Below are 24,093 nucleotides of genomic sequence, written 5' to 3' on the forward strand. Positions count from 1 at the left end.
ACAAGTGCTTCTGACCTAAAGTCAATTTCAAAACTCAATGAAGAAATAAGCGCCAAATCGAAATCTATTTCTGAACTTGAAGCAAAAAATAAAGAATTAGAAAATAATATGAAAGAAATTTTTGCCACAAACCGTGAACAGGCATCGAAAATTTCATCGCTTCAGAATGAAGTTAAGGGAAAAAGTAAAACTATTGGGGAAATGGAAATTAACAATTATGAATTGAGCCAAAATATAAAAACACGCGAAATAAATGAAAGGAATTTAAAGGATACAATAGAATTGCTGGCCGCTGCAAATGACAACTTCAAAGTTCTCCTAGAAAAATACCGTTTTCTGGTTGAAAACAATATAACATTAAAGAAACGCACATTATCCACAAAAAAATCAACTAAAGCAAAGAAAAGTGAACCATAGGCTGATATTGAGAAATTATAAAAATAATCTATCTAATTATTATTATTTACTTATTTATAATTATTTAACAAGTCTTATTGTTTTTGCCCATGGAAGAGATAGTTTAAGCTCGCCATTTGCATTTGAAAGCACAGTAACATTATTAACTATAATATTTACATCTGTGCCTGGATACATTCCCAGATCTGCTAGCTGTTTAAGTATTCCACTATTTTCGTATACAATTCTATTGATCCTATATTTTCCCGGTGTTGCTACCCTCGCATTTACATCTTTTACCTCTCCATTCAAGTAAATCATATTCCCATGCGGGCATTTAACTGGATTGCCAAGGTTTCTAGCAAATGTTTCAAAATATTTATCATCTATTGTATGTTCGATATCCATCACTGCCGAATGTGAGTATTCCCATGGCACTTCAAGCATCTTAACTGCAAAAACTTCAGAAATTCTGTGTTTTTTTATAATTGGAATGGCCATGATATAGCCCTGTGGTGTCAGGCAGATATTTCTGTTATTCCTGGTTATTATATTTCTCTTTTCCAGTTTAGAAAGGTATTCAGAAGCAGTGGCCATTGATACATTTAAGTCCTTGCTTATTTGATTTTCATTAGCTGAAGAGAACGCCTCGCATAATGAGTAAATTGTTTTAACATAATCTTCTTCATTATTTTTGAAATTCATAGATATAAATTCCATATAACTAATTAAATTTTCTGTCAATTATCTATATTGTGTGGCTATAATTTTATTAAAAAGAAGGCAGCATTCAAATGAAGTTATGCATAATATTATGATAAAATGCCATGGTAATTTCACAGTTACTGCATTATTTAATTTTAAATAGCCTTTTCCTGATATATGAAATTATTGGCTGCATTATGTTTTTATTTATACCTTGCTTAAAAGGATTAAATTAATATAAGATATAATTATCCAATATTGATAAAAATGTTACAGATAGGAGATTTAGCACCTGAATTTGAAACGGATACATACTTTCCGGAAAAGAAAGAAATAAAAAAGATTAAGCTGTCAGATTATAAAGGAAAATGGGTTATATTGACATTTTATCCAGGGGATTTTACCTTCGTCTGCGCAACAGATATTGAGGCATTAATGGGTTCCTATGATAAATTCCTCAAGGAAGGCGCTCAGATTTTTGGAGTCAGTGAGGATTCTGTATTCTCACATAAGGCATGGTGTGATACATCCCCAAGAGTAAGCAAGAGCAAGATACCTCTGGTAGATGATTATACAAAGGAAATAGCAAAGAACTATGGATTCCTGGATTCAAAGGGATATCAGGCACAGAGAGGCGTTGTTATAATAGACCCTGAAGGAAAAATCCAGTATGAAGCAATGTTTAACAATGGACTTGGAAAGGATGTCAGGCATATCTATGGCGCATTTATGGGATTAAAAGTACTTCATGACACACCAGAAGGGGCAGGTCATATGTGTGCAATTCCGGCAGATTGGACTCCCGGAGAAAAACCACTGGATATAAACATAGTAAGAGATATAGGAAAATTATAATTTTTTATTTTACAATATAAATATTTATTTATGTTATTACAATAATCATATATGAATGGTGACGAATTATTTGATAAACTGTCTAAATTTGGGCTTTCTCCATATGAGATTAAAGTCTATAAAACGCTACTGTTAAACGGTCCTCAGACCTCTACATCAATAGTATCGACTGCCGGCGTGCCACAACCTAGAGTTTACGACCTTTTCAATAATCTTTTAAAAAAAGGATTAATAGAAATAAGCCCTGGAAAGAAGAAAATTTATAGAGCCGTACCTCCTGATATTGGGCTTAACAGAATAATAAATGAGATGGCATCATATAAAGATAATTTAACAGAATTTGTTAAAACATCTGAGCCTGAGAATACAAAATATAATCCATATCTCTGGTACATGGATAATGTAAACCTGATCAGGGAGCAGATGAAAAATATAATTATCAATGCAGAAACAGAAATTATTGTATCACTCAGATTGCCTCTTTTGAAATATCTTGATAAGTATATAATTGAAGCAGCAGAACGCGGAGTTTCAGTCATATTAACGGTATTTCCGGATTCGGACGGGTATGATATTACAGACATGGTAAATACAGCAGTCATCAAGAGAAGACCAGGCATATCTCCAGAAATAATAATTAAAGACAGGGCCGAGGCAATAGTTTACGTAGATAATATAAGCACTAAAACAAAATACGCCATAGATTTTCAGGAAGAGGAAATGATACACATCATTAATTATTATTATTACAACATTATATGGAAACCATCTATTTATATTTCAAAGTTTCAGATTAAAGATAACTGGGAATTTAAGACATCATGGATATCCTGCGAGGCAATAAATGTTTTTATGAATAATGGGTATAAATTAACAGGCCGAGTTACTGGGGAAACTCAGAACGGTGAAATTGATATAAATGGTGCGGTAAAGGGCACGGATGTAATACCAGGTTACAAAAATTCGTTTTTGATTGAAACCGATGAAAGAGTCTTCACCGTTGGCGGCAGGTTGACAAGAATCGAGGACATAAGGCTGGAAACATTCCAGTTAAAAGCAGAAAAAGTACAGAATAAATAAAACTTAATTTTAATTAAGATGTTGTAAAATACAAATATTTTAAATTAAATAACTTATTACAGTTAATATGCAGTATAATGCTTCTGTTGTTATTCCGGCACTAAATGAGAAAAATAATCTTAGCAGACTTATTCCAGCTCTGGAGAAAAATAATATTGCGTCAATATACATTATTGATGATAAATCCACGGATGGCACATCTGAACTGGTACAAAACTTTAATAACGCTCATTTTCTTCTCAGAAATGGAAGGCTTGGGCTTATCAGTGCTGAAATAGACGGCATGAGATTGAGCGGCACGGATTATGTTGTTGTAATGGATGCTGACTTTTCTCACAATCCTGACGATGTCCCAGGAATGATCAGGCAGGCAATAGACACTTCTTCTGATCTTGTTATAGGATCTCGCTATACAGACAACGGAATAACAAATGATGAATTTATCCGTAAAATAATAAGCAGAATTGCAAATATAATTTTCAGACTTTCTTTTGATATTGACCTTTATGACTGCACCTCCGGGTTTCGGGTATACAGCCGAAAGGCCTGTGATTTTATAGGCAAGCAGGTTGATATTGAAAACGGATATGTTGGCCAGGTCGACATCGTGAACCGTCTTGCACATAATGGATTCAAAATCACTGAGTATCCGGTTGTTTTTGTTAAAAGAACAGAGGGAAAATCAAAATTGAAAATGCGTGAAATTGTAAATTTCTTTCTTTTTGTTATTTATAACAAAAAAATATTCAGGCCCATAATAAGCATGTCCGCACTTGTTATACTAATAATAGTCATCTCATTTTTTATTATCCGTTTTGTCTAATCCAATGCTTGCAGACACTATTATCGGATCCCAAACAGGCCCATATTCCGGTTCATATCCCAGGTCATCATACATTAAATCATACAATTTCATATGCGCCGATATTGCAGTGGCAATTACATTAAGCCTCCACGCGGCATTGTCCTTTCCTATAATCTGCCCTCCTATAATTTCTTCTGTTTCTTTTCTATAAATTAGTTTCAAGAATATATCAGAACCATGCAGATAGTTGGATTTGCTCTTTGCTTTTATAAAGATGCTTCCATAATCAATTCTTGATTTGATTGCATCAGCTTCATTTACACCGGTGTACCCAACCTGATATTCAAGTACATTAATTATAGTTGTCCCAAGGGCACCTGGAAAAATTCTTTTGTTTCCAAAAAGGTTAATTCCAATTGTCCTTCCCATCTTATTGGCAATCTGGGCAAGTGGAAAATATCCATAATTTCCGGTAACAATATTTTTAGTTGCCACATTATCCCCTGCTGCATAAATGTCCGGGTCTGAAGTTTGCAGATAATCATTTACTTTTATCAGTTTATCTGCAGTAAGACCTATTCCTGCCTTTTCAGCCAGTTCTACTGATGGCATGATTCCAGCCGCAAAAATTATAGCTTCCGTATTAAACGTTCCTTTCCCTGTTGTTACAGAATAATTTCCATAATTTCCTGATATTGAAAGTGGCACAGAATTATATTCTATATCCTTTTGATTATCACTTAATATTGTAGTCAAAACATTTCCCATATCCTTATCCAGATGCGGTAATACATATTCGTGTTTTGAAATCAGTTTTACACTGTATTTATTTCCGAGCAATGAAAATAGTTCAGTTCCAAGTACTCCTGCACCTGCTATTGTTATATTTTTTAAATCAGAAATTCTCTGTTTAATTATTCTTACGTCATCCATGTTTCTCAACGTAAGGACATGACCTTTCAATATTTCAGGGACACGCGGGCTCGCACCTGTAGTAATTACAAGTTTATCGTAATAATATGTTTTATCACCTGCCACCACATATTTTTTATTTCGGTCTATTAATGTAACACTGGTTCTGGTAATAACATTAATATTCCTATTTTCTGTGAATTCACTTAAAGGATAATGAAGCAGATCTTCCATATTATCAAAATAGCCTGAAAGATAATATGGCATTCCACATTCGGCATATGAAACAAATTCCGTTTTTTCAAATACTGTTATGCTGGCATTTTTATCCATTCTTCTTGCCTTTGATGCTGCAGACATGCCGGCAGCGCCACCTCCAATAACTATTATGTTCATATCTAACAATATTAATTGTTTATTTAAAATTAATCAAAATATCCATTAATTATAAAAATTGATAATAATGCAATTAAATTTCAAAAGCAGATACTTTCATGCATTATTATTCATCGTCTTCATCATCATCATCATCGTCGTCTTCTTCATCATCCATTATAAAATTAGCCATTGAAGCACCTCCAGAAACTAAATAAATATAACAGTTAATAAACCTTTTGTTTTGTTACATTCGCATTTCTATACATAAAAATTGTTACGCGAAAATATATATAAGCCAGAAAACATAAACTATTATGTACAATATTGTAGAGGATAAGATTAAGGCACAATCCCTTCATGGGAATCCACTTGGCGATGCATGGGAACGAGAAATAATAAGAATAGAAAATAATGTTGATTCCAATACTCCGGTATTTATTGGCCTACCAGGATTTTTTGGGTCTGGAAACAGTTTCATGAATAAAAGTTACACATCCTTTGATTTCAGGGATGTACTCGAAAAGCTCGGTCAGGAATATGAATATATAATTATTTTACCAGACACAATGACAAAGTTTGGCGGAAATCAGTTTGTTGATTCAACTGCTATAGGCAATTATAAAACCTATATAGCTGAAGATATTGTAAATTTTATACATAAATTATACGGTAAGAGGGACATTTACCTTTTTGGCAAATCATCTGGAGGTTTTGGCTCAATATCCCTTACTATGGATTATCCTGATTTGTTCAAAGGCTTTATTGATATTTCCGGCGACTCATATTTTCAGTATTCTTATATGCAGGATTTTCCAACTGCATACAAAACGATTAAGGCAAGCACTCTAAAAGATTTTATCGAAACATACAGAAAATCATTTACGCATAGTCAGGACGAACTTACTGCGTACAATGTAATTGCAATGGCAGCTTCATATTCACCAGATGGCCTTAATATAAATTTACCATTCTCACTTGATACTGGAGAAATTATTAATGAAATCTGGGAAAAATGGTTGGAATTTGATCCGGTTAACAGATTAAAAACGGAAATTAATAAACTCAGGAATAAAATCATAGTGCTCCAGACCGGAAATAAAGATGAATTTAGAATAGATATAGGGATGAATATGATCCATAAAATATTGGAAGAAAATAAAATAAAGCATTATTACAGGGAATATGCTGCCGGACATTTCAACATTAATTATTTCTATCTGGACTCATTCCCAGAAATTCTAAAAATTTATAAATAAAAAATTATATTATATCTTTATCCTTTCCATATTCCGACACCAAGGCCAACAAGGAAAAGAACAAGAACAAGCGTAACTGAACCTACATGCCCAAGGCTTAATAATCCCGGAGCTTTGCTTATATTCGCATAAAAGAATTTAGATGCGTCGCTAAATGCTGTGCTTGCAGAAATATGTGGTATGAACGATAGTCCCGCATATGTAGCCAGAACAAAGGCAATAATAAGCAATATGGCCGATGTAATTCCTTTTTTAATCGCAAGTCCAAACAATAAACCATCAATCAAAGCGATAATAAGTATAACGTAACCAGATATATCCATAATACTTAAAACGAATTTCCATATATAAATGTTTGGATATTAAATTTCGTACCTGTTTTTCCGGTACTGTAACAAAAATATAATATTAATGTAAATATAAACCTTTTAATGAATAAATGGCTTAAGATTACACGTCCAGTAAACGGGTTTATGGGATTCTTTTCTATATATATAGTTGGATTCATAGCCGTAAATATACATATTTCTAAATTTATAGTGCCACTCACTCTGGGAGCCATAAGTGTATTTCTCGTAACTGCCGGTGGGAATATAATAAATGATATCAGTGATATTGAAACAGATAAATATAATCATCCTGACAGGCCATTACCATCAGGAAAAATAACAAAAAACTCTGCAAGAGAGCTTGCAATAGGTTTTTTTGCTGCAGCGTTCATAATATCTATTTTTATATCAATATTGATCAGCCTTGTTGTTATAATGGCAGAGGCACTTCTTGTCAGTTATGAATTTAAAACCAAAAAAATTGGGCTTCCAGGGAATTTAACAATTAGCCTTCTGATAGGCATGATATTTCTTTACGGAGGTTTTATAACTAGCACTATTCCTGAAATGATTCTCCTGTTCCTGCTGGCATTTTTCTCAAATATGTCCAGAGAAATAATGAAGGATATTGAAGACATCAAGGGTGATTTTGATAGAGTTACGTTTCCCAAAAAATATGGAATCAAAAATGCGAAAATTGTATCAGCAGTATTTATACTCATAACAATATCCATCTCATTTCTACCATATTATTTTCACATACTATCTATATATTATCTATATGCAGTATTAATTGATGACTTCCTTTTTACCATTACATTGCTGTATTTGAATAAAAATATATCAAAAGGCGAAAAAATTTCTAAAATTGCAATGATATCGGGCATGTTTTGCTTTCTGCTCGGTGGAATTTAATTTATCATTTATATTATAAAATTTGGGAAAATAGAAAAAATATAAATTATAACGCGGGGAATGGGATTTGAACCCATGCTCTCATTTCGAGAAACAGCTTAGCAGGCTGCCGCCGTACCACTGGGCCATCCCCGCATCTTATGCTGGATACCTGTCCTGCAGATCATTGGCAATTTCTTCCAATATCTCTTCAAAGTTTTCATTTTCCATACTAACAACCTCACCACTTGGCAGGGTCATACGAACATAGTAAATTTCACCATCTTTTGATATTTCTATATCAGCAAGGCTTTCTCCCATATACCTGTAATTATTAAGCATATATTATGTTTTTTAATATAATCTTTCTATTATAATATTTGAAATTATACATATATAGTTTTTGCGTTAGTGCCATTGAATCTATCCTACAATATCCTGAACAATTAAAATATTTTTAATATTGAATTAATTTAGCCTAAATCATGTATTATTAAAGCAGATGCCCCATCTTTTCTTTTTTAGTATCAAGATAGAATTTATCAAACTCAGTCGGTGCGATTATAACCGGTATTCTTTTGCTGATTTTTATACCATTTTCTGTTAAATAGTTTATTTTTTCTGGATTATTTGTCATCAAATCGACTGATTTAATATTGAAATATTTTATTACATCAACGGCAAAATTATAATGCCTGTTATCTGCTGGCAACCCCTGTTCTATATTTGCCTCAACAGTGTCCTTGCCATTATCTTCAAGGTTGTATGCCCTTATTTTGTTTAGTAGGCCTATTCCACGCCCCTCCTGCCGTAAATATATCAATATTCCATTTTCCTGGCTTGCTATATACTTCATGGATGTGAGCAACTGATCTCTGCAATCACATCTCATTGAACCAAAAACATCACCGGTAAGGCATTCAGAATGTATTCTTACCGGAACATTTTCTTTTTCTTCTACATCTCCATGTACGAGTACTGCATGATCCTTATTATCATCATTTTTGAAAACGTATATTTGAAATGAGCCAAATCGTGTAGGCAATTTAGCTTTAGCATAGAACTCTATCATAGTAATCAAAAGAAATTACTAAATTCTATAAAAAGATATTTAAAAAATTTTTTATACAAATTTGATTGAATTTATTTAATTTATCGTAAAATCTTAACTTATTTCTTCTGACAGAATATATGTATTTCCTGCCTTAAATACATATATATTTTTTACACCGGTTAATTCTTTTTCAAATAAATTTTTGTATCGATACGTTTCATCTGGTGCCATAGAATATCTAAAAAATATTTTACCTGCATTAATCCTTTGCAGTAATGGCAAAAAATCAAGATTAGATGAAATGCCAAGTACTGCATACTGCTTGCCAGGAAATAACTTTTCGTATGAATTACCAGAAAATATAACCCTCCTCTGATCTATATATATAGCTACCCATTCTGGTTTAATTACCATGTGAAGAAGTTTTGCATATAATAAAGTGATATCAGGAACATATATGAAATTGCCAACTTGTGGATTATTTGATATTTCATATCTGATTTCTTCAGGCTCACCACTTACTATTATATTTTCAGGAAGTATAACGGCAGTATTTTTATTTTCAGAAATTGTATGCGAATATAATGTTAATCTGTTTAATACACCTTTATAAGAAATATATTCTTTTTCTCCCTTTAATGGTATATTGCTCCACTCAATATGTGGGGGAAGGTCTATAGCATAACCTAAAATTTCAGGCCTGTGGATAATTATATTATACGGGTCAGGTGAAAGTTGAGAAAAAGTTTTTTCTTGTGAATTAGCAGGCCTTAAAGGATCTGAAAATAGAATGGCTCCAGAAAAATCGGCATTTAATGCATAAAAATCACTGTTAATAAAATTTGCCTGGGAATTATATGGAATTCTGTTCAGGCATGCCATGAGATAGCGGGTTTTATCCACTTCTACGCCAGTTACTTTACTGTACTGGGAAAACATTATATCCTGCATCCCTGCACCACTTCCAGCATCTATAATATTATTCCCTGCAAGTTTTTTAGATCTGTATTTTCCTATTATCTCTGGTGTAGAATACATGGCAGAATAATGGTCCATGAAAAGATGATTGGCCTGTGAAAATTTTTCAGAAATTTTTATTCTTGTTTTTGCAAATTCAAATAAAAATTCAAAATCCATTTTATGGAATTTTTTTATGTAATCTTTTGAATAGCCATGGTGGATTAAATCAACAATTTCATTAATTTCACTATCCACTCTTTCATAGTATCTTACCGAATCATTGAGCCTTTTCAAAAAGTTGTAAAGGTTCATTTAGTTTCAAATTGATTTATTGCATCCAGGAGGCTATTCATTTCCATCAATGCCTGTGAGCCATACATCAGGACAGTTACATAACCAACTTCCATGAGTTCCTTTCTTGTTGCCCCGGCTTTTATCGCACTGTTAACGTGGTAAGAAATGCACCATTCACATCTGGCCGCTATGCCAAGAGCAAGTGCAATTAACTCCTTGGTTTTTGCATCAAGTGCCCCTGGCTTCATTGTTTCCCCCATAAATCTCATGAAAGCGTCTGCAAAATCATTGTTATCCTTTCCAGCCTCTTTCATTATCCTGTTCACTTCTTCAAGCTTTTTATTGGCATCCATTTTTATCTTTTAATTATTGCTGATTTGTATTTTAATATTGCTTTAAATCATTATGTGTTAAATTATTTCTTACTGAAATATTTCTTTTATCCTTCGTGCGGGAGGATCAATTTAAATGATATTGTAGAAAGGAAAGAATAATAACACATTCTGTTACTTCATAAATGATGTTAAGAACATTAAGCTCAAGCTTTTCTATGAATCCCTTATCCTGAGGGAGATACAGTTCAGGGAAGTATGCTGGTTCGCCATGGAACAGGATTTTACGGAAAACACAATTAACAAATTCAAACTGAATAAAACAAAATACAGGCAAATAAGAAAATGGCTCCTGATGTTGCTATCTACACCGATTCTAGCAACAGGAGATCAGGATAGGAATTACCGAACTGAACAAAGCCAAAAAAATACATAGGAAATCTATAACTGTAAGATATAACAGGAGAACGTTCAAATTTTATTCTGATTCACGTATAGTATCTCTTACCACAGCTGCAGGGAGTATTGCCTTCTCTTTAGCGTATTCTCCGCTTATTGATAAATGCAGGGAAAAATACATAAATGCACTGCTTACCGTAGATTAGAAATATCAAAAACATTCAGGATGGTTCAGGCTAAATTGTGAGGTCAGGAAGTAAAAAATAAGGCCGAATCAGAACAGCAGGAATAGACAGAGGAATAAATAACATAGCCGGCTCTTTAACAATTTGTTCTTCAATTTTAAAGAAATCTTAAAAATAAGAAAAAGATTCTAACATAACAATGCAAGGCTACAGCACGCAAGCACTCATTTCACTCACAAAAAACTGAGAGAATTAAGTGAAAGAGAGATGGGTCGAGCTAAACACAAATCATGCAATATCAAAATCGATGGAGACTCTTTCCTTCAATATCATCACACTTGAAGAATTGGAATCAGCAGAGATAAGAAAGAAATCAAAGGGAAAAGCATTTAACAGGAGGCCTGGTTCATGGCTACCATATCAGTTGGCGTAGTTTATGGAATACAGGATACAGAAAATTAGTAAGTTCGTTATATATTTTGAATCAAATATAATTCCAATAAATGTTCAAAGTGTGTCTATATCAACAAGAACAAGAGGAAAGTATCAGTATTTCATTGCCTTAACTGCAATTTTGAACTCAACACCAATTTGTATACATCAAGAAACATCGAAGTACTCGGTAAGTCTCCGTATTTCAGCCCATTGTCAATCACCTAATAGTTGCGTTCCAATGAGGCTTCTCCTATAGCTATGGCATGGAACAGTAACAGGACCCTATACATCAGAGTTTGGTAGTTGACCTTGACCTGAACCTGTTAGCATCGTTAACCATAAGAAAATAATTCATCAATATATTCCAGAATTAAAATGATCGTTATAAAATGTTATCAAATTTTAATATTTATTTCTGGCTCTTCCACCTTCCTATTTGGCTTTAAAAGAATATAAAGAATAAAGCACAATATTATTTAATATTATATACAATGAACTTTTTTCATCGAAATCGATATATTGATTTAATGCTATATATTACATAACTATGACAAGAATTTCAGCACTGGTAACATCGGCACCAGCAGGAGGGATATCTTATAAAAATATAGATTTGCAAGTAAACAATGAGGCAAAGGCTAAACTAAAACCTGTTTACACAGGCCTGTGTGGTACTGATCGAATGATGATTTCTGGCAATCTTCCATTCACATATAATCCAAAAGGGCAGGATTACATTGTAATAGGCCATGAAGCAGTATGCCAGGTACTGGACATTGAAGATAACAAATTTAATATAAAATCAGGAGACTACGTTGTTCCAGTGGTTCGCCGTCCGGGTTCATGCGTAAATTGCAGAATTGGGAGGCCCGATAACTGTTCGGATGCAGATCATGATGTCATTGAAGCGGGGGTTCGAGGGCTTAATGGGTTTAATTCAGAATATTTTTATGATTTTCCTCAAAACTTATTGAAAATCAACGATAAAACAAATATTCTTATCAACGTTCTAACAGAACCGACAAAGAACGTTATGAAGGCATTTGAAATTTTTGACAAAGTATCAGAAAGATCAATTTTTACTGGTTCTGATTCTACATACATGCAAAAAAATTGCGTCATAATCGGTACTGGGAGTGAAGCATTTTTATACGCATTTATGGCAAAAGAATATACTATGAATGTTTTCATGACCAACAGGCATTCAATGCCTGAGGATAAGATGAAAATTATCGATGGGATTAACGCATCATTTTTTAATTATAAAAACGAAACTATGCCAGATTACATTGATCTCCTTATTGATACAAGCGGCGATCCCGAAACAATCATGCGTTTTATCAGAAAGTTAAATTATAATGGCGTTTGCATACTGTTTGGAACCAATGGAGCTGCACCTGGAACAGATTATACAGGAATTGATATAAGTTATATTGTTGAACATAATATTGTGATTGCAGGGTCCGTTGATGGTTCAAAAAAACATTATCTTGATGCTATAAAATATCTGAATAAATGGAAATATATGCCTGGCAGTGCAGTAAAATACCTTATAACCGGAATATTTAGCCCTGATGAAACAGAAATATTCATGAAAAAACCAATAGAAGAAATTAAATCTGTAATAAAGTGGTAAAAATGATACTTGATGGTAAAATAATAGCAAATGAAAAAATGGAAAAATTAAGAGAAGAATTTGACAATATATCAGATAAATATAAAATCACGCCAGAATTAAAATTAGTACAGGTTGGAAACGATCCTGCAAGCACTATATACGCTAATTCCAAAATCAAAAGAGGCATAAAGTTGGGTATTACCGTTACACTGGAAAAATTTGTTGATATAACCCAGAATAAATTGATAAATTATATTATAGGGTATAATAATAAAAAAGAAATCAATGGCATTATGATTGAATCGCCATTGCCTACTGGCTTTAATTTTCAGGATGCAGTAAATAATATAAGTTTTTACAAGGATTCAGATGGAATGACATCATATAATCAGGGAAATTTATACACAAAAAATGAAATGATAGCGCCTGCTACAGCAAGAGCAGTTGTTGACATATTAGAATATTATAAAATTCCAGAAGGCAATGCATGTATTATAAACCGATCTGCAGTTGTAGGGCGTCCACTTGCCATGCTTCTCCTGAATCGTGATTATACTGTAACATTATGCCATAGTAAGACTGTTTGCATTAAGAAAATTGCCAGGGAAAATGATATCCTGATTGCTGCCGTTGGAAAAGCAAATTTTATTGATAGCAGCTATGTAACTGGGAAATCAACAGTAATAGATGTTGGAATAAACTATTCAGGTATTAAAATATACGGCGACGTAAATTTTGATTCTGTCTATAGAGTCGCAAAAAATATCAGTCCTGTACCAGGCGGAGTTGGAATAGTAACTGCAACAGACATATTTGAAAATTTTCTGAACGGACTTAAATATCAGTTAAATCACCATCTTACATAGTTTCATTTTATATAGAAACATTTATAGATGACCATATATTACTATTTTAATGTTTGATATTGAGATTTATCTGGATAAATATATTTATTCCAGATTTAAAAATAGCAATATTAAAACATTTGTATTGAATGGGTTTTATGACATTTCAGTAAATGATAATTTATATTTTAGCGTAAATATGCTATCCATAGAGGATAACAATTTGCATATATACAGAATGAGCACACGCATTTTTTCTATAGAATTACAAGAAATCACTCATTTCCTAATTAATTATCATTATAGAAAATTAAATTTCAAGATTATTCCACACTTTTAATGCCTGTTTCCTCTAAAAGTTTTGTATCTCTCATTTATATTTCTGCCGGTAGAGCTTTTAAAATTTTTATGGCTAATTATTTGCATTCCGGGTCTGATTTCTAAAAGCAATTTTCCTGCTATATCTGAGGCTATTGCCACACTTTCCAATACTGGAAACAGTGACCATTCATTTTCTCCATGTGCCAGTAGATTTCTTACATTTAATGAAAGCCTTAATGCAAGCCCAGTTGGCCTATCAACAAATTTTGTGGCCCAGGTCAGCAGAGAATTTTCAGATCCGGGAAATGGCTCTCCGTTGACATTTATGTCTGTTCTGCCAAGTCTATTTAACCTTATATATAGTTTTAGCTTTCTATAGTCATATCCTGTCAAAACAATATCCTTCATTCCGATCTTTGATATTGCTATTCTGTTTCCAAGCCATTTTGAATATGCACACCTCATTGCCATTTCAAGGAGAAGATAAAGGTCAAGCGTTGCGACCTCATTGAATTTTTCAAGTTTTATAAGTTCCTCTGTATCCAATCTTAATTTTTTCAGTTTCTGAGGTAATTCATACTTTTTATTATCCAGAGTGCTAAACATTAACGGTATATTAGCAAGGAAAAATCCAAGGGCATTTTCCTTATTGCATACAAAATCAGTTTTAAGTTCCATTCCATTAAAAATAATCTTTTTCCCGGAACAATCAAGTTTTTGCAATGCTGTATCGATCATCGTTTTATCATAATATTCAGGATATTGAAAAAAGTCAAAAACTTGATCTGATATGTATTGCAAATATTCATTATTCATAATTCTTTATGCTTTATTCTTATAAAAATAATATGAAAATATTCATTTTAAAGATATTATAAGGAGTTTAAAGGATACAGTAAAACTCTAATTTCCCTAAATAGATTTTCCCGGCATCTACCAATAAAACTCCCAGATCTTGTTTTATTGTAAATATCATCCTTTTAAGATCTGTAATTTAGATTTATATTTTAAATAAAAATTAAAGGAAAGCCAAATTTGGCAATGAATATCAAATGATTTTCTTTTATAAAGATTTGAGTACATATAACAGTTAAGAATTAATACCATGCAGAACCAGAATAATCTTATTCCAGCAAATGTGAAGAATACAGGAAGTGAACTGGTTAAATCTATATACCTGTATTATTTATACACAGTATATCACTGTGAAAAATATATTATTCTTGAACCCTCAAAATCAAAATCAAAGTTTATTTCACGGAGCCCCAGGTTTTTAAGTTTATCCTTATTTTCTTTGTCTATGATAAAAATCAAAAAGCCACCTCCACCGGCACCGATAAGATTACCGCCATATGCACCGTTGCTAAGGGCTTTGGAATAATAATCATCAATATTTTTATTAGAAATATTTTCATAAAGTGCTTTTTTGCAATTCCAGTTATTGTTCAGAAGCTCGCCGAGTCTCTTAATATCCATGTCATATAATGCATGATAAAAATCCAATGTATATTCTTTCATATTTGCATAATCATCCAGGTGCATGGATATTTCCTTTCTGATATTACCGTGCAGTTCTCCGGAATTATGGCCTATACCGGTATATAGCAATGCCATATTATCTTTTAAGGTCTCCAGTTTTTCATAATTAAGTGTTACTGGATTAACATATACAGAATCATTTTCATTGAATTTAAGCATATTTATGCCACCAAACGATGCCATATACTGGTCCTGGTATCCTCCCGGCTCCCTCAATATATTCCGTTCTATTTTTATTGCTTCTCTGGCCAATTGCTCTCTGCTTGCAAATTCCGATTTATATGCATGTAAAGCATTGAGAAGGCCTACAAGGAATGTCGAGCTTGATCCAAGTCCAGTACCGCCCGACGGTATATCTGAAACGCTAAGAATTTCTATACCTCCATCTATATTTAAAAGTTTCATAGCCTCTCTGACAGTAGGATGTTTTATCTGGTCTACTGTATCTACTATTTCTGTTGTGGAATATGAAACCCTTATTTTATAGTCAAATTTTTTATTCACAATAATGTAAATATATTTATTAATAGCAGCAGAAAGCAGTAAACCACCATAATTTCTAAAATATTCCGGGGTATCTGTACTTCCGCCAACAAGGCCGATTCTTAAAGGTGTTTTAGTTATAATCATAAAGGTTCAGTGATAATATTTATAAAAAATTATCTAAATATCAGTAATTATCCTCTATTTCGGCGCATATCATATGTATTGCAGTTATATGCATCTCCTGAATTATTGATGTTAAATTGCTGTCAGCTTTAAATAATTCTTTACATATGCCTGCCATGTTACCACCTGTTTTTCCGGTAAAGCCAAGCGTATAAGCACCTATTAAGTTTGCTTCCCCTATTGCCTTTATAACATTTTTTGAATTTCCTGATGTGCTAATTCCAACTACATAGTCTTCTTTTTTGCAGAGAGCCTGTATCTGCCTTGAAAATACATCCTCATATGAATAATCATTTCCAATTGCTGTCAGGGCCGATGTATTTGTTGTAAGTGCCAGTGCAGGAAGGGCAATTCTTTCTTTCATAAAATGGCCAGTGAGTTCTGCAACAAAATGCTGGGCATCGGCTGCGGATCCGCCATTTCCAAAAACAATTAATTTTCCACTATTTTTAAATGACTTTACTATCTGTTTAGCTATATTTTTAATTTGCAAAACATCAATATTTTTCCGTGCAGCTATTCCCTGATTTTTATAATCTTCCAGATCCATGATCAAGAAATTACAGAGCATAAATAAACATATTGGTTATAGAAAATAATGCTAAAATAAATTATGCCAGCCCAATCTACAATTTCGGCCTTTGAACAAATTTTTGGATATACACACTATTTTCTGTAGAAAAAACTTAATTGTATGAAGCAATAACTATTGTAATGTCTTATATAATGTTCCCAAAAAACATTCAGATTAAGGATCATAACGTATATATAGACAGAGAGACAGTAAGGAATGAAGAATCGTTTGCACTTCTGGTACCAGAAAATAAATCGGATATGATAATACACTATTTGAAAAGTCACAGGGGTTTCTCGAATGCAAATCCAAGTTTTGACCACGGTGAAGATTACGGCATTTCTAAAATCATAAAGCCACCATGGGAGCTTCATATTCGACTATATGTCGATTCATACTTTTATGGATATTCTAAAATGCTGGCACATATTGAAATCGCAAGAAAATATCTGCAGCATTTAAATTTTAAATATGTACAGCCAGTCATATACGAACCATTCAGATATTATAAATCTGTATTTGATGAATTTATGCTTGCATACAGCTCCAGATTCATGGTTGAAAGTATAGTCGATAATTACTGGTTTCGCCTTATAAACCCGGAATCATTAATTCCATGGTCTCCTGTAGCGCTTGCCAAAACATCAATTAATATTATTTCGGACAAACTTAAAAAATATTTTGGAAATTCGGAAGACCAATCTGAATAATTTATATAATTTTCACGGCAGTGTTAAATCTTGTTCTGAATTAACAAATATATTTATGGCTCAAATTCTTATCATAGATAATCAGGAATAATAATGAAACCAATCAATTAAAAAATATCTGAATCCAGCATAAAACACATTTTAATTTACCTCAAATTATACTGCTGGTAAAATTTAGCACACGTTTATATATACATATTTTATATGGAATATCAATATGCCTGATTATGCCTGCCATTCCGCTCCCAAAACCTTTTTATTCAAATTAAAGCAACAAATATGGAGGCTGAAACTTGAATCTTAAATTATCATCACTTCCATATTTCCAGCGCTGGTTTATTGTAGGTTCTCTGATTGGCGTTGTTGCAGGCATGGGATCACTTGCATTTTATTTTGCCATCAGGCTCTTTGAAACTATTTTCTTTACTTATATTGTTGGAATGACTATACCACACCCTCTGGGTGAAGGGGGATCCCTTGTTTATCATTTTTATGCAATGCGTTATTATCTAATTCCTGTTGTGGTCGCCACTGGTGGCTTGATTACCGGTTTAATAGTTTATACATTTGATCCATCATCTGAAGGGCATGGAACCGATGCTGCTATAAGGTCTTTTCATTATAATCATGGGAAAATAAAAAGAAGAACGCCTTTAGTAAAAACTATTGCCTCAGCAATTACTATAGGTTCCGGGGGCAGTGCAGGCAGAGAAGGCCCAACCGCTTTAATAGCTGCGGGAATTGGATCATTTCTTGCCGATATTCTTGGGTTAAGCCCTAAAGACAGAAGAATTGCTGTGGCGGTTGGAATAGGGGCAGGAATAGGAACAATATTTAAAGCACCAATTGGGGGTTCTGTACTTGGAGCCGAAATACTGTACAGAAGAGATTTTGAATCTGAAGTTATCTTTCCATCACTTGTTGCGTCTTCAATAGGTTATTCAATTTTTGCATCTGTTGTTGGTTTTGAGCCCATATTCGGTTATTATCTAGCATCGTTCAATGTATTTAGACTACCATTTTACGCTGTACTTGGTCTTGTCGCAGGATTATTTTCAATACTGTATGTACGGACATTTTATGGCATCAGAGCCATGTTTACAAAATTTCACATACCAAAGCATTTCAAACCTATGATTGGTGGAGCCGTTGTAGGCATCATTGCACTTCTATTTCCAGAAATACTCGGAACCGGTTATGGCTGGGTCGAACTGCTGGAATATGGGAAATTCAATGAGCTCATAACCTTTGGAATACCGGTACTTATTATTCTTCTTCTCCTTCCATTTGTAAAAATAATCGCCACATCATTTACAGTTTCATCCGGCGGAAGCGGTGGTGTATTTGCACCAGGCATATTCATAGGGGCATCATTAGGTGCTCTTTTCGGCGTTCTATTTCATATGATATCTCCTTCCATAGTTCCTGTGGTAGCTCCTTTTGTGATAATAGGCATGTTATCGTTTTTTGGTGCAGCGGGGAAGGTCCCTCTGGCCGTTATACTTATGGTGGTTGAAATGACAGGCAGCCTGCAGCTGCTTCCTGGAGCCATGCTGGCTGTATCAATTGCATATATAACATCAGGAACAAAATATTCTATATACGAATTCCAGGTTGAGCAGCGGCGCGATTCACCGGCAAATATGGGAGAATACCATACTCCTATGTTGATGGAAATGAAAGTATCATCGCTGAAATTAATCACTGACGTAAATGCCGACCTTTATTATACAATATACCGTGCAGATAACATAATGAAGGATAATGATCTGCTATCGCTGCCTGTAGTTTACCATGAAAAACTTATGGGTGCTATTTATCTTTATGATATTGTTAATAGGCCTTATGGCTATGTTAAGGATTATTATAAGCCAGGCATTTCTTACATTAAACCTGATAATAGTGCAGAGAATGCATGGGAATTGATGATGAAAAATAGAACAAAATGGTGTGCTGTTGTTGACAATGGGAAGTTTCTTGGCATAATTACACTTGAATCAATTCTTGATAAATATGAAGATAATGTTAAAACAATGAATTTAGAGGATCAAAATTAAAAAACAATTATCAAGCAGTTTCAAATAAAATATAAATAATATGATTGAGATAACGAATATATGACTTTAAAAATGCCAAAGCTCAGAAGAATATTTCTCATATCATTTCTAGTAGAACTTATAGGCTTTGCTGTAATATCCTCATTGCCGATACATGACCTGGCGCTTTATAGGTCTTTTAAATCCACTGACAGTGCCATAGTTTCACAGCCATTCTTCCCCATGTGGCTTAGCATATTTCCGCACAATCTCGAAATTGCATCAATAGAATTCATACCTGTAGTAGGAATTTTAATGTTTGGTTTTTCAATAGGGGCAACTGCCAGCGTAATAGCAATAGAGGGAACAGCCACTAATATTAATGGATTTGCAATATTCGCAAGCCTGATGCTGCTTCCCCATTCCTGGCTGGAATTGCCTGCATATGCTGTCGCAGCCAGCACAAGCATATATATACTTTATTATTTGATAACTAAAAAATTAAAAGCAAATTATATGAAAATTGTATATATGTATTTGTTTGTTGTCATTGAACTTGCATTTGCAGGTGCAATAGAAACTTCTGAAATACTCCTCGAAGAATCTCCACATCCATTCTATGCATTTTATATGTGGATTCCGGCAATACCAATTATAATATTTCTTATATGGCTGTACAGGCACCTTGATGCAAATGAATATAAACCCAAAAAGGAGAAAGAATATGATGAATACGATTTCAACCAGTTTTAAATATATAAACAGTATTACTATTTATTGAAAATAGGATATTTTGGTGACCCGGGAGCATACAGCAATATTGCAGCAACTCATATGGCTCAAGGAGAATTTGTTCCATTAGATTCTGTAAGGTCGGTTTTTAATTCTTTACAAAGCGGAGACATTGGCCTTGGAGTGGTACCAATTGAAAATTCTATAGAGGGTGCAGTAAATCAGACATACGATTTCCTTTTTAAAATGGATGCATATATAATTAAGGAATACTATCTCAGAATAAATCATTGCCTTATTGGTTTTCCAGATGCATCACTGAAAGAAATCAAATATGTGCATTCTCACCCTCAGGCTCTTGCCCAGTGTTCAGATTATTTATACTCTCACGGGATGAAGCCTGTAAGTGAATATGATACAGCCGGAAGTGTAAAAATAATAAAGGAACAAGAAACTAAAAACCATGCAGCCATAGCCAGTGAAATAGCTGCCAAATTAAATCAAATGGAAATACTTGAAAGGGACATAGAAAATAATAAATATAATTATACAAGATTCTTTTTACTATCTAGAGAACCCTCAAAGCTCGAATTGCCATCCAAAACATCACTTGTCTTTTCAACGGAAAACAAACCCGGTTCTTTATTTAAGATTTTAAAAATATTTGATCAATATAAAATAAATATGACAAAGATAGAATCGAGGCCTGTTCAGTATAACCCTTTTACCTATTTATTTTTCATAGATATAGAAAATAATGAGAATTCTGAAATTGCCATAAAAGAAATAGAAGGAATTACTTCTCCATTTAAAGTACTGGGAAACTATAAGATTGCATCAATAACAAAGAATTAATTTTATTAAAATTTTTTATATTATTTACAGTGGTTTCTACTATTTTGTAGAAAATTAAAACATTATTAATTAAGTCTATTCTTACTATGCCCCTTCCGCAAATGTTACTGCGTAAAGATTTATTTATAATGTAAACATATTATCTTATGTTAGCATTTGAAGACTCTTTTGATGTAGAAACAACACCAGAAAAAGCGTACAGCTATATTGTCAATCAGGAAACTATGGTAAAGCTTGTACCTGATCTTTTGAAATACGAAAAAGTCAATGATGACGAAATGAAAATCACTGCAAAAGCTGGCGTTTCTTTTATTAAGGGAAAATTTGATCTAGTTCTCGATATTAAAGATAAAACAGAAAATAAACATATAACATTAATCGGCCAGGGAAATGGTTCCGGAGCTTCCGTTGATTTTACTGTAAATTTTGACTTTTCATTCAGCAATAGCGAAACCATAGTTAACTGGAAAGCCGAAATTAACATAGTTGGAACAGCGGCAAGCATGGGTGCAAGGATGATAAAAAGTGCATCACAGAAATACATCATAAAACTTGTGGGAAATTATAAAAAAGCACTTGAAGATGAACAGGAAACTGAGGTGAAATAATATGCCTATAAATATCAACGATTATAAAGCTTCTGGGACAAATAAAATAAGGCAAACTATTGTGGATTTCCTTGAAAAGAATCGGGAAAATGCGTATACTTTAAAGGAGCTCAAAGAAAATATTGCAAAGGACCATGATGACTGGATGATTCATATGGAATTAACTTCCCTAATCTGGTCGGATATTGTAGAATACAGGGATATATACGACAGTAAAGGCAGGCTGGTCCGTTATTTCAAAATTAATGAAAAAAAGGAAAATTAATATTTTATGAATAATAAACAAATTTAAATCTTTATCTATATTTACGTTATATGATCTATGAATTTGAGGGGAGAGTTCCCGCAATAAGCAAAAGCGCATATGTTTTTGAAAGTGCTACAATCATAGGAAATGTTCACATAGGTGATAATGTGTGGATTGGACCCGGTGCAGTTCTAAGAGGAGACTATGGAGAAATATCCGTGGGTTCTTATTCAGCTATTGAAGACAACTGTGTTATACATGCAAGGCCCGGTGAGAAAACGTCAATTGGTGAACATGTTACAGTCGGCCATCTTTCTGTAATTCATACAGGAACGATAAAGGATTATGCAGTTATAGGAATGAATTCAACAGTTTCGGATTTCGCCACTGTTGGTAAGTGGGCTGCCATTGGAGAGGGTGCAGTTGTTAAAAATGGTTCTGTTATACCGGACAAGGGAATAGCAGTAGGAGTACCTGCCAAGGTTATTGGAGAAGTTTCAATAGAATATATCAATGTCTGGACAAAGTATAAGGAAAACTATAACACATTTTGCAAAAGATATCTGGAAAATTTAAAGCCACTAAAAAATTAATAATAATTGTACGAATATGTCCATTCAATTAAATTTTGAAACTACTTCTTCAATCTTTTTGTAATCCGGCTCCTTTCCTGGATCTTCGCTGATCCACTTATATGCAACTTTCCCATCTTTTCCTATGACAAAAACGGATCTCTTTGATGCTGTCAATTTATTTATATTAAGGAAATTTTTATACAAAACACCATATTTTTCTGAAATTTCACGATTTCCATCACTTAGAAGTTCAAACTGCAGATTATTCTTTGCGGCAAATTCCTTAAGTGAAAACGGTGCATCAACACTGATGCCTACGACTTTAGCATTTAAGCTGTTAAAATTGGCCATCGAATCCCTGAATGTGCACATCTCTTTTGTGCATACTGATGTAAATGCTCCGGGGAAGAAGGCAAGTACTGTAACATTACCTTTATAATCAGACAATTTCTTGCTTTTTAACTCTGTATTCAAAGCCTCAAAATCAGGGGCCATATCGCCTTCGTTTACCATGTTTATCATAATTGCATTGGAAATTAATATAAAAACATGATGTGGCAGAATTTATAAAATTTAGTTTAATTATTCCATCACTTAATAGAATTTATTTTCCATTTTAAAAATCCATTGAGCTGTAAGCCATTTAATTACTCCACCAACACCATATCAAAATTTTTGGCAGCATTGTTACTTTTCAAGGGCATACCAATGCATCAATACGTTATATATGCCTGCAATAATAATATTTGTGCATATTATTTATTAAAGAAAGTTCTGCTGCTCTCTGAAATATTATTCCACGAATCCATATACATTTTTATATCCATTTCTGTTTTTGAATCGCTTCCCATTTTTTTGATAATATCATATGGAACAGAAATAGCTCCAGCTCCCATCTTCCCGGCCTTTGTTATATGTTCCGCATTTATAATATTTGTAATAAGGAGTTTAGAATCGAATTTGCTATTCTTGAATGTTTCATTTACTTTACAGGCAAGATCCATTCCATTTATATCTGTACCATCGATGTTGCCAGTTCCTATTGAAACGTATTCAGCATAATTCTGTGCAGCCATTATTGCCTGCATTGCATTATATACATTCGATGCTGAACATTTTATCTTTTTATCATACAGTTTCAACATTGCTTTCATTCCAATCGGAGTTGCAGGTATTTTTACGATAACATTCATTCCCAGTGAATGAATTTTCAAAGCCTGGGAGATTACAGTATCGTAATCCGGTGAAACGACCTGTATATGAACTTCACCATTAACTGCTTTAATAATTTCTGCAATAACATTCTCGGTGGTCGATCCTTTCAATACCTCTTTGGCAATTGAAGCAGGGGTTGTCGTAACGCCATCAATAAAGCCATAATCAGATATCTCTTTTATCTCATTTATATCTGCACTGTCCAGAAAAAATTTCATATTGATCACATTATAATTATTTCAGTATATATAATAATATTGTATTAATTCATAGAAAATAG

Annotated in this window: 28 protein-coding genes and 1 tRNA gene; 16 read left to right on the top strand and 13 right to left on the bottom strand. The window is 33.3% G+C overall.

The features are described from left to right. A partial coding sequence (locus WKI77_RS01720) for a hypothetical protein (RefSeq protein ID WP_337860108.1) occupies window positions 1-417 on the top strand: 417 nt, incomplete at its 5' end. A gap of 60 nt (window positions 418-477) precedes the next feature. Here WKI77_RS01720 and WKI77_RS01725 read toward each other — a convergent pair. After that, window positions 478-1,101 (bottom strand): metal-dependent transcriptional regulator, encoded by a 624-nt coding sequence (locus WKI77_RS01725; protein ID WP_337860109.1) that lies wholly within the window; start codon window positions 1,099-1,101, stop codon window positions 478-480. 267 nt (window positions 1,102-1,368) lie between these two features. Here WKI77_RS01725 and WKI77_RS01730 point away from each other — a divergent pair, with 267 nt between their 5' ends. From WKI77_RS01730 to WKI77_RS01740, 3 genes are all read left to right on the top strand, one after another. Further along, window positions 1,369-1,956, top strand: a complete 588-nt coding sequence (locus tag WKI77_RS01730) for a peroxiredoxin (protein ID WP_337860110.1) — start codon at window positions 1,369-1,371, stop codon at window positions 1,954-1,956. 51 nt (window positions 1,957-2,007) lie between these two features. After that, entirely contained in the window at window positions 2,008-3,036 is a 1,029-nt protein-coding gene (locus WKI77_RS01735; RefSeq protein WP_337860111.1) for a TrmB family transcriptional regulator, read from the top strand. Window positions 3,037-3,103: 67 nt separating this feature from the next. Next, entirely contained in the window at window positions 3,104-3,859 is a 756-nt protein-coding gene (locus WKI77_RS01740) for a polyprenol monophosphomannose synthase (RefSeq protein WP_337860112.1), read from the top strand. On the opposite strand, the gene WKI77_RS01745 is transcribed toward WKI77_RS01740, so the two are convergent. Next, window positions 3,833-5,149: an FAD-dependent oxidoreductase gene (locus WKI77_RS01745; RefSeq protein ID WP_337860113.1), complete on the bottom strand. Its 1,317-nt coding sequence runs from the start codon at window positions 5,147-5,149 to the stop codon at window positions 3,833-3,835. The genes WKI77_RS01740 and WKI77_RS01745 overlap by 27 nt on opposite strands. A 296-nt stretch (window positions 5,150-5,445) precedes the next feature. On the opposite strand from WKI77_RS01745, the gene WKI77_RS01750 reads away from it, so the two are divergent. Beyond that, window positions 5,446-6,387 (top strand): alpha/beta fold hydrolase, encoded by a 942-nt coding sequence (locus WKI77_RS01750; protein WP_337860114.1) that lies wholly within the window; start codon window positions 5,446-5,448, stop codon window positions 6,385-6,387. Between the two features lie 17 nt (window positions 6,388-6,404). Here the strand turns inward: WKI77_RS01750 and WKI77_RS01755 are convergent, their stop codons facing one another. Continuing rightward, complete coding sequence (locus WKI77_RS01755; protein ID WP_337860115.1) at window positions 6,405-6,710, bottom strand: hypothetical protein; 306 nt, start codon at window positions 6,708-6,710, stop codon at window positions 6,405-6,407. 108 nt (window positions 6,711-6,818) lie between these two features. On the opposite strand from WKI77_RS01755, the gene WKI77_RS01760 reads away from it, so the two are divergent. Beyond that, window positions 6,819-7,631 carry a UbiA family prenyltransferase gene (locus WKI77_RS01760; protein WP_337860116.1) on the top strand — a complete coding sequence of 271 codons (813 nt, stop codon included), beginning with the start codon at window positions 6,819-6,821 and terminating at the stop codon, window positions 7,629-7,631. 52 nt (window positions 7,632-7,683) lie between these two features. Here the strand turns inward: WKI77_RS01760 and WKI77_RS01765 are convergent. The 5 genes from WKI77_RS01765 to WKI77_RS01785 all read right to left on the bottom strand — a co-directional run bounded on the left by WKI77_RS01765 (window position 7,684) and on the right by WKI77_RS01785 (window position 10,271). Beyond that, window positions 7,684-7,766, bottom strand: a tRNA-Ser gene (locus WKI77_RS01765). 3 nt (window positions 7,767-7,769) lie between these two features. Next, entirely contained in the window at window positions 7,770-7,931 is a 162-nt protein-coding gene (locus WKI77_RS01770; protein ID WP_009886324.1) for a hypothetical protein, read from the bottom strand. A gap of 172 nt (window positions 7,932-8,103) precedes the next feature. Then, window positions 8,104-8,682 (bottom strand): GTP cyclohydrolase II, encoded by a 579-nt coding sequence (gene ribA / locus WKI77_RS01775; RefSeq protein WP_337860117.1) that lies wholly within the window; start codon window positions 8,680-8,682, stop codon window positions 8,104-8,106. Window positions 8,683-8,775: 93 nt separating this feature from the next. Continuing rightward, a complete protein-coding gene (locus WKI77_RS01780; protein ID WP_337860118.1) occupies window positions 8,776-9,936 on the bottom strand; it encodes a hypothetical protein in 1,161 nt (386 codons plus the stop codon). After that, window positions 9,933-10,271, bottom strand: coding sequence for a carboxymuconolactone decarboxylase family protein (locus WKI77_RS01785; protein ID WP_337860119.1), 339 nt, complete (start codon window positions 10,269-10,271; stop codon window positions 9,933-9,935). The genes WKI77_RS01780 and WKI77_RS01785 overlap by 4 nt, the downstream gene beginning before the upstream one ends. 819 nt (window positions 10,272-11,090) lie before the next feature. Here WKI77_RS01785 and WKI77_RS01790 point away from each other — a divergent pair. From WKI77_RS01790 to WKI77_RS01800, 3 genes are all read left to right on the top strand, one after another. Next, complete coding sequence (locus WKI77_RS01790) at window positions 11,091-11,267, top strand: hypothetical protein (protein WP_337860120.1); 177 nt, start codon at window positions 11,091-11,093, stop codon at window positions 11,265-11,267. 549 nt (window positions 11,268-11,816) lie between these two features. Further along, complete coding sequence (locus WKI77_RS01795; protein WP_337860121.1) at window positions 11,817-12,905, top strand: alcohol dehydrogenase catalytic domain-containing protein; 1,089 nt, start codon at window positions 11,817-11,819, stop codon at window positions 12,903-12,905. A 2-nt stretch (window positions 12,906-12,907) separates the two neighbouring features. Next, window positions 12,908-13,753: a bifunctional 5,10-methylenetetrahydrofolate dehydrogenase/5,10-methenyltetrahydrofolate cyclohydrolase gene (locus WKI77_RS01800; protein ID WP_337860122.1), complete on the top strand. Its 846-nt coding sequence runs from the start codon at window positions 12,908-12,910 to the stop codon at window positions 13,751-13,753. Between the two features lie 315 nt (window positions 13,754-14,068). On the opposite strand, the gene WKI77_RS01805 is transcribed toward WKI77_RS01800, so the two are convergent. From WKI77_RS01805 to WKI77_RS01815, 3 genes are all read right to left on the bottom strand, one after another. Next, on the bottom strand, window positions 14,069-14,869 hold the full coding sequence (locus tag WKI77_RS01805) for a hypothetical protein (protein ID WP_337860123.1): 801 nt from the start codon (window positions 14,867-14,869) through the stop codon (window positions 14,069-14,071). A gap of 384 nt (window positions 14,870-15,253) precedes the next feature. Beyond that, a complete protein-coding gene (locus WKI77_RS01810) occupies window positions 15,254-16,222 on the bottom strand; it encodes a kinase (RefSeq protein ID WP_337860124.1) in 969 nt (322 codons plus the stop codon). Window positions 16,223-16,262: 40 nt separating this feature from the next. Next, complete coding sequence (locus WKI77_RS01815; protein WP_337860125.1) at window positions 16,263-16,811, bottom strand: D-sedoheptulose 7-phosphate isomerase; 549 nt, start codon at window positions 16,809-16,811, stop codon at window positions 16,263-16,265. A 164-nt stretch (window positions 16,812-16,975) separates the two neighbouring features. Here WKI77_RS01815 and WKI77_RS01820 point away from each other — a divergent pair, with 164 nt between their 5' ends. From WKI77_RS01820 to WKI77_RS01850, 7 genes are all read left to right on the top strand, one after another. After that, complete coding sequence (locus tag WKI77_RS01820) at window positions 16,976-17,545, top strand: hypothetical protein (RefSeq protein WP_337860126.1); 570 nt, start codon at window positions 16,976-16,978, stop codon at window positions 17,543-17,545. Between the two features lie 293 nt (window positions 17,546-17,838). Next, window positions 17,839-19,602 (top strand): chloride channel protein, encoded by a 1,764-nt coding sequence (locus tag WKI77_RS01825; RefSeq protein WP_337860127.1) that lies wholly within the window; start codon window positions 17,839-17,841, stop codon window positions 19,600-19,602. 60 nt (window positions 19,603-19,662) lie between these two features. After that, window positions 19,663-20,334 (top strand): stage II sporulation protein M, encoded by a 672-nt coding sequence (locus tag WKI77_RS01830; protein WP_337860128.1) that lies wholly within the window; start codon window positions 19,663-19,665, stop codon window positions 20,332-20,334. Window positions 20,335-20,358: 24 nt separating this feature from the next. Beyond that, window positions 20,359-21,168: a prephenate dehydratase gene (gene pheA / locus WKI77_RS01835; RefSeq protein WP_337860129.1), complete on the top strand. Its 810-nt coding sequence runs from the start codon at window positions 20,359-20,361 to the stop codon at window positions 21,166-21,168. A 146-nt stretch (window positions 21,169-21,314) separates the two neighbouring features. After that, on the top strand, window positions 21,315-21,776 hold the full coding sequence (locus WKI77_RS01840) for a carbon monoxide dehydrogenase subunit G (protein ID WP_337860130.1): 462 nt from the start codon (window positions 21,315-21,317) through the stop codon (window positions 21,774-21,776). 1 nt (window position 21,777) lies between these two features. Beyond that, a complete protein-coding gene (locus WKI77_RS01845; protein ID WP_337860131.1) occupies window positions 21,778-22,041 on the top strand; it encodes a hypothetical protein in 264 nt (87 codons plus the stop codon). 50 nt (window positions 22,042-22,091) lie between these two features. Further along, the gene (locus WKI77_RS01850) at window positions 22,092-22,616 is read left to right on the top strand and encodes a gamma carbonic anhydrase family protein (RefSeq protein WP_337860132.1); all 525 of its coding nucleotides are present in this window, start codon (window positions 22,092-22,094) and stop codon (window positions 22,614-22,616) included. 24 nt (window positions 22,617-22,640) lie between these two features. Here WKI77_RS01850 and WKI77_RS01855 read toward each other — a convergent pair whose 3' ends face one another. Both WKI77_RS01855 and WKI77_RS01860 read right to left on the bottom strand, forming a co-directional pair. Then, a complete protein-coding gene (locus WKI77_RS01855; RefSeq protein WP_337860133.1) occupies window positions 22,641-23,120 on the bottom strand; it encodes a peroxiredoxin in 480 nt (159 codons plus the stop codon). A gap of 233 nt (window positions 23,121-23,353) precedes the next feature. Beyond that, window positions 23,354-24,031 (bottom strand): transaldolase family protein, encoded by a 678-nt coding sequence (locus WKI77_RS01860; protein ID WP_337860157.1) that lies wholly within the window; start codon window positions 24,029-24,031, stop codon window positions 23,354-23,356. Window positions 24,032-24,093 lie beyond the last annotated feature (62 nt).

It is taken from the genome of Ferroplasma sp. (assembly GCF_037442045.1).
Lineage (GTDB): Archaea > Thermoplasmatota > Thermoplasmata > Thermoplasmatales > Thermoplasmataceae > Ferroplasma.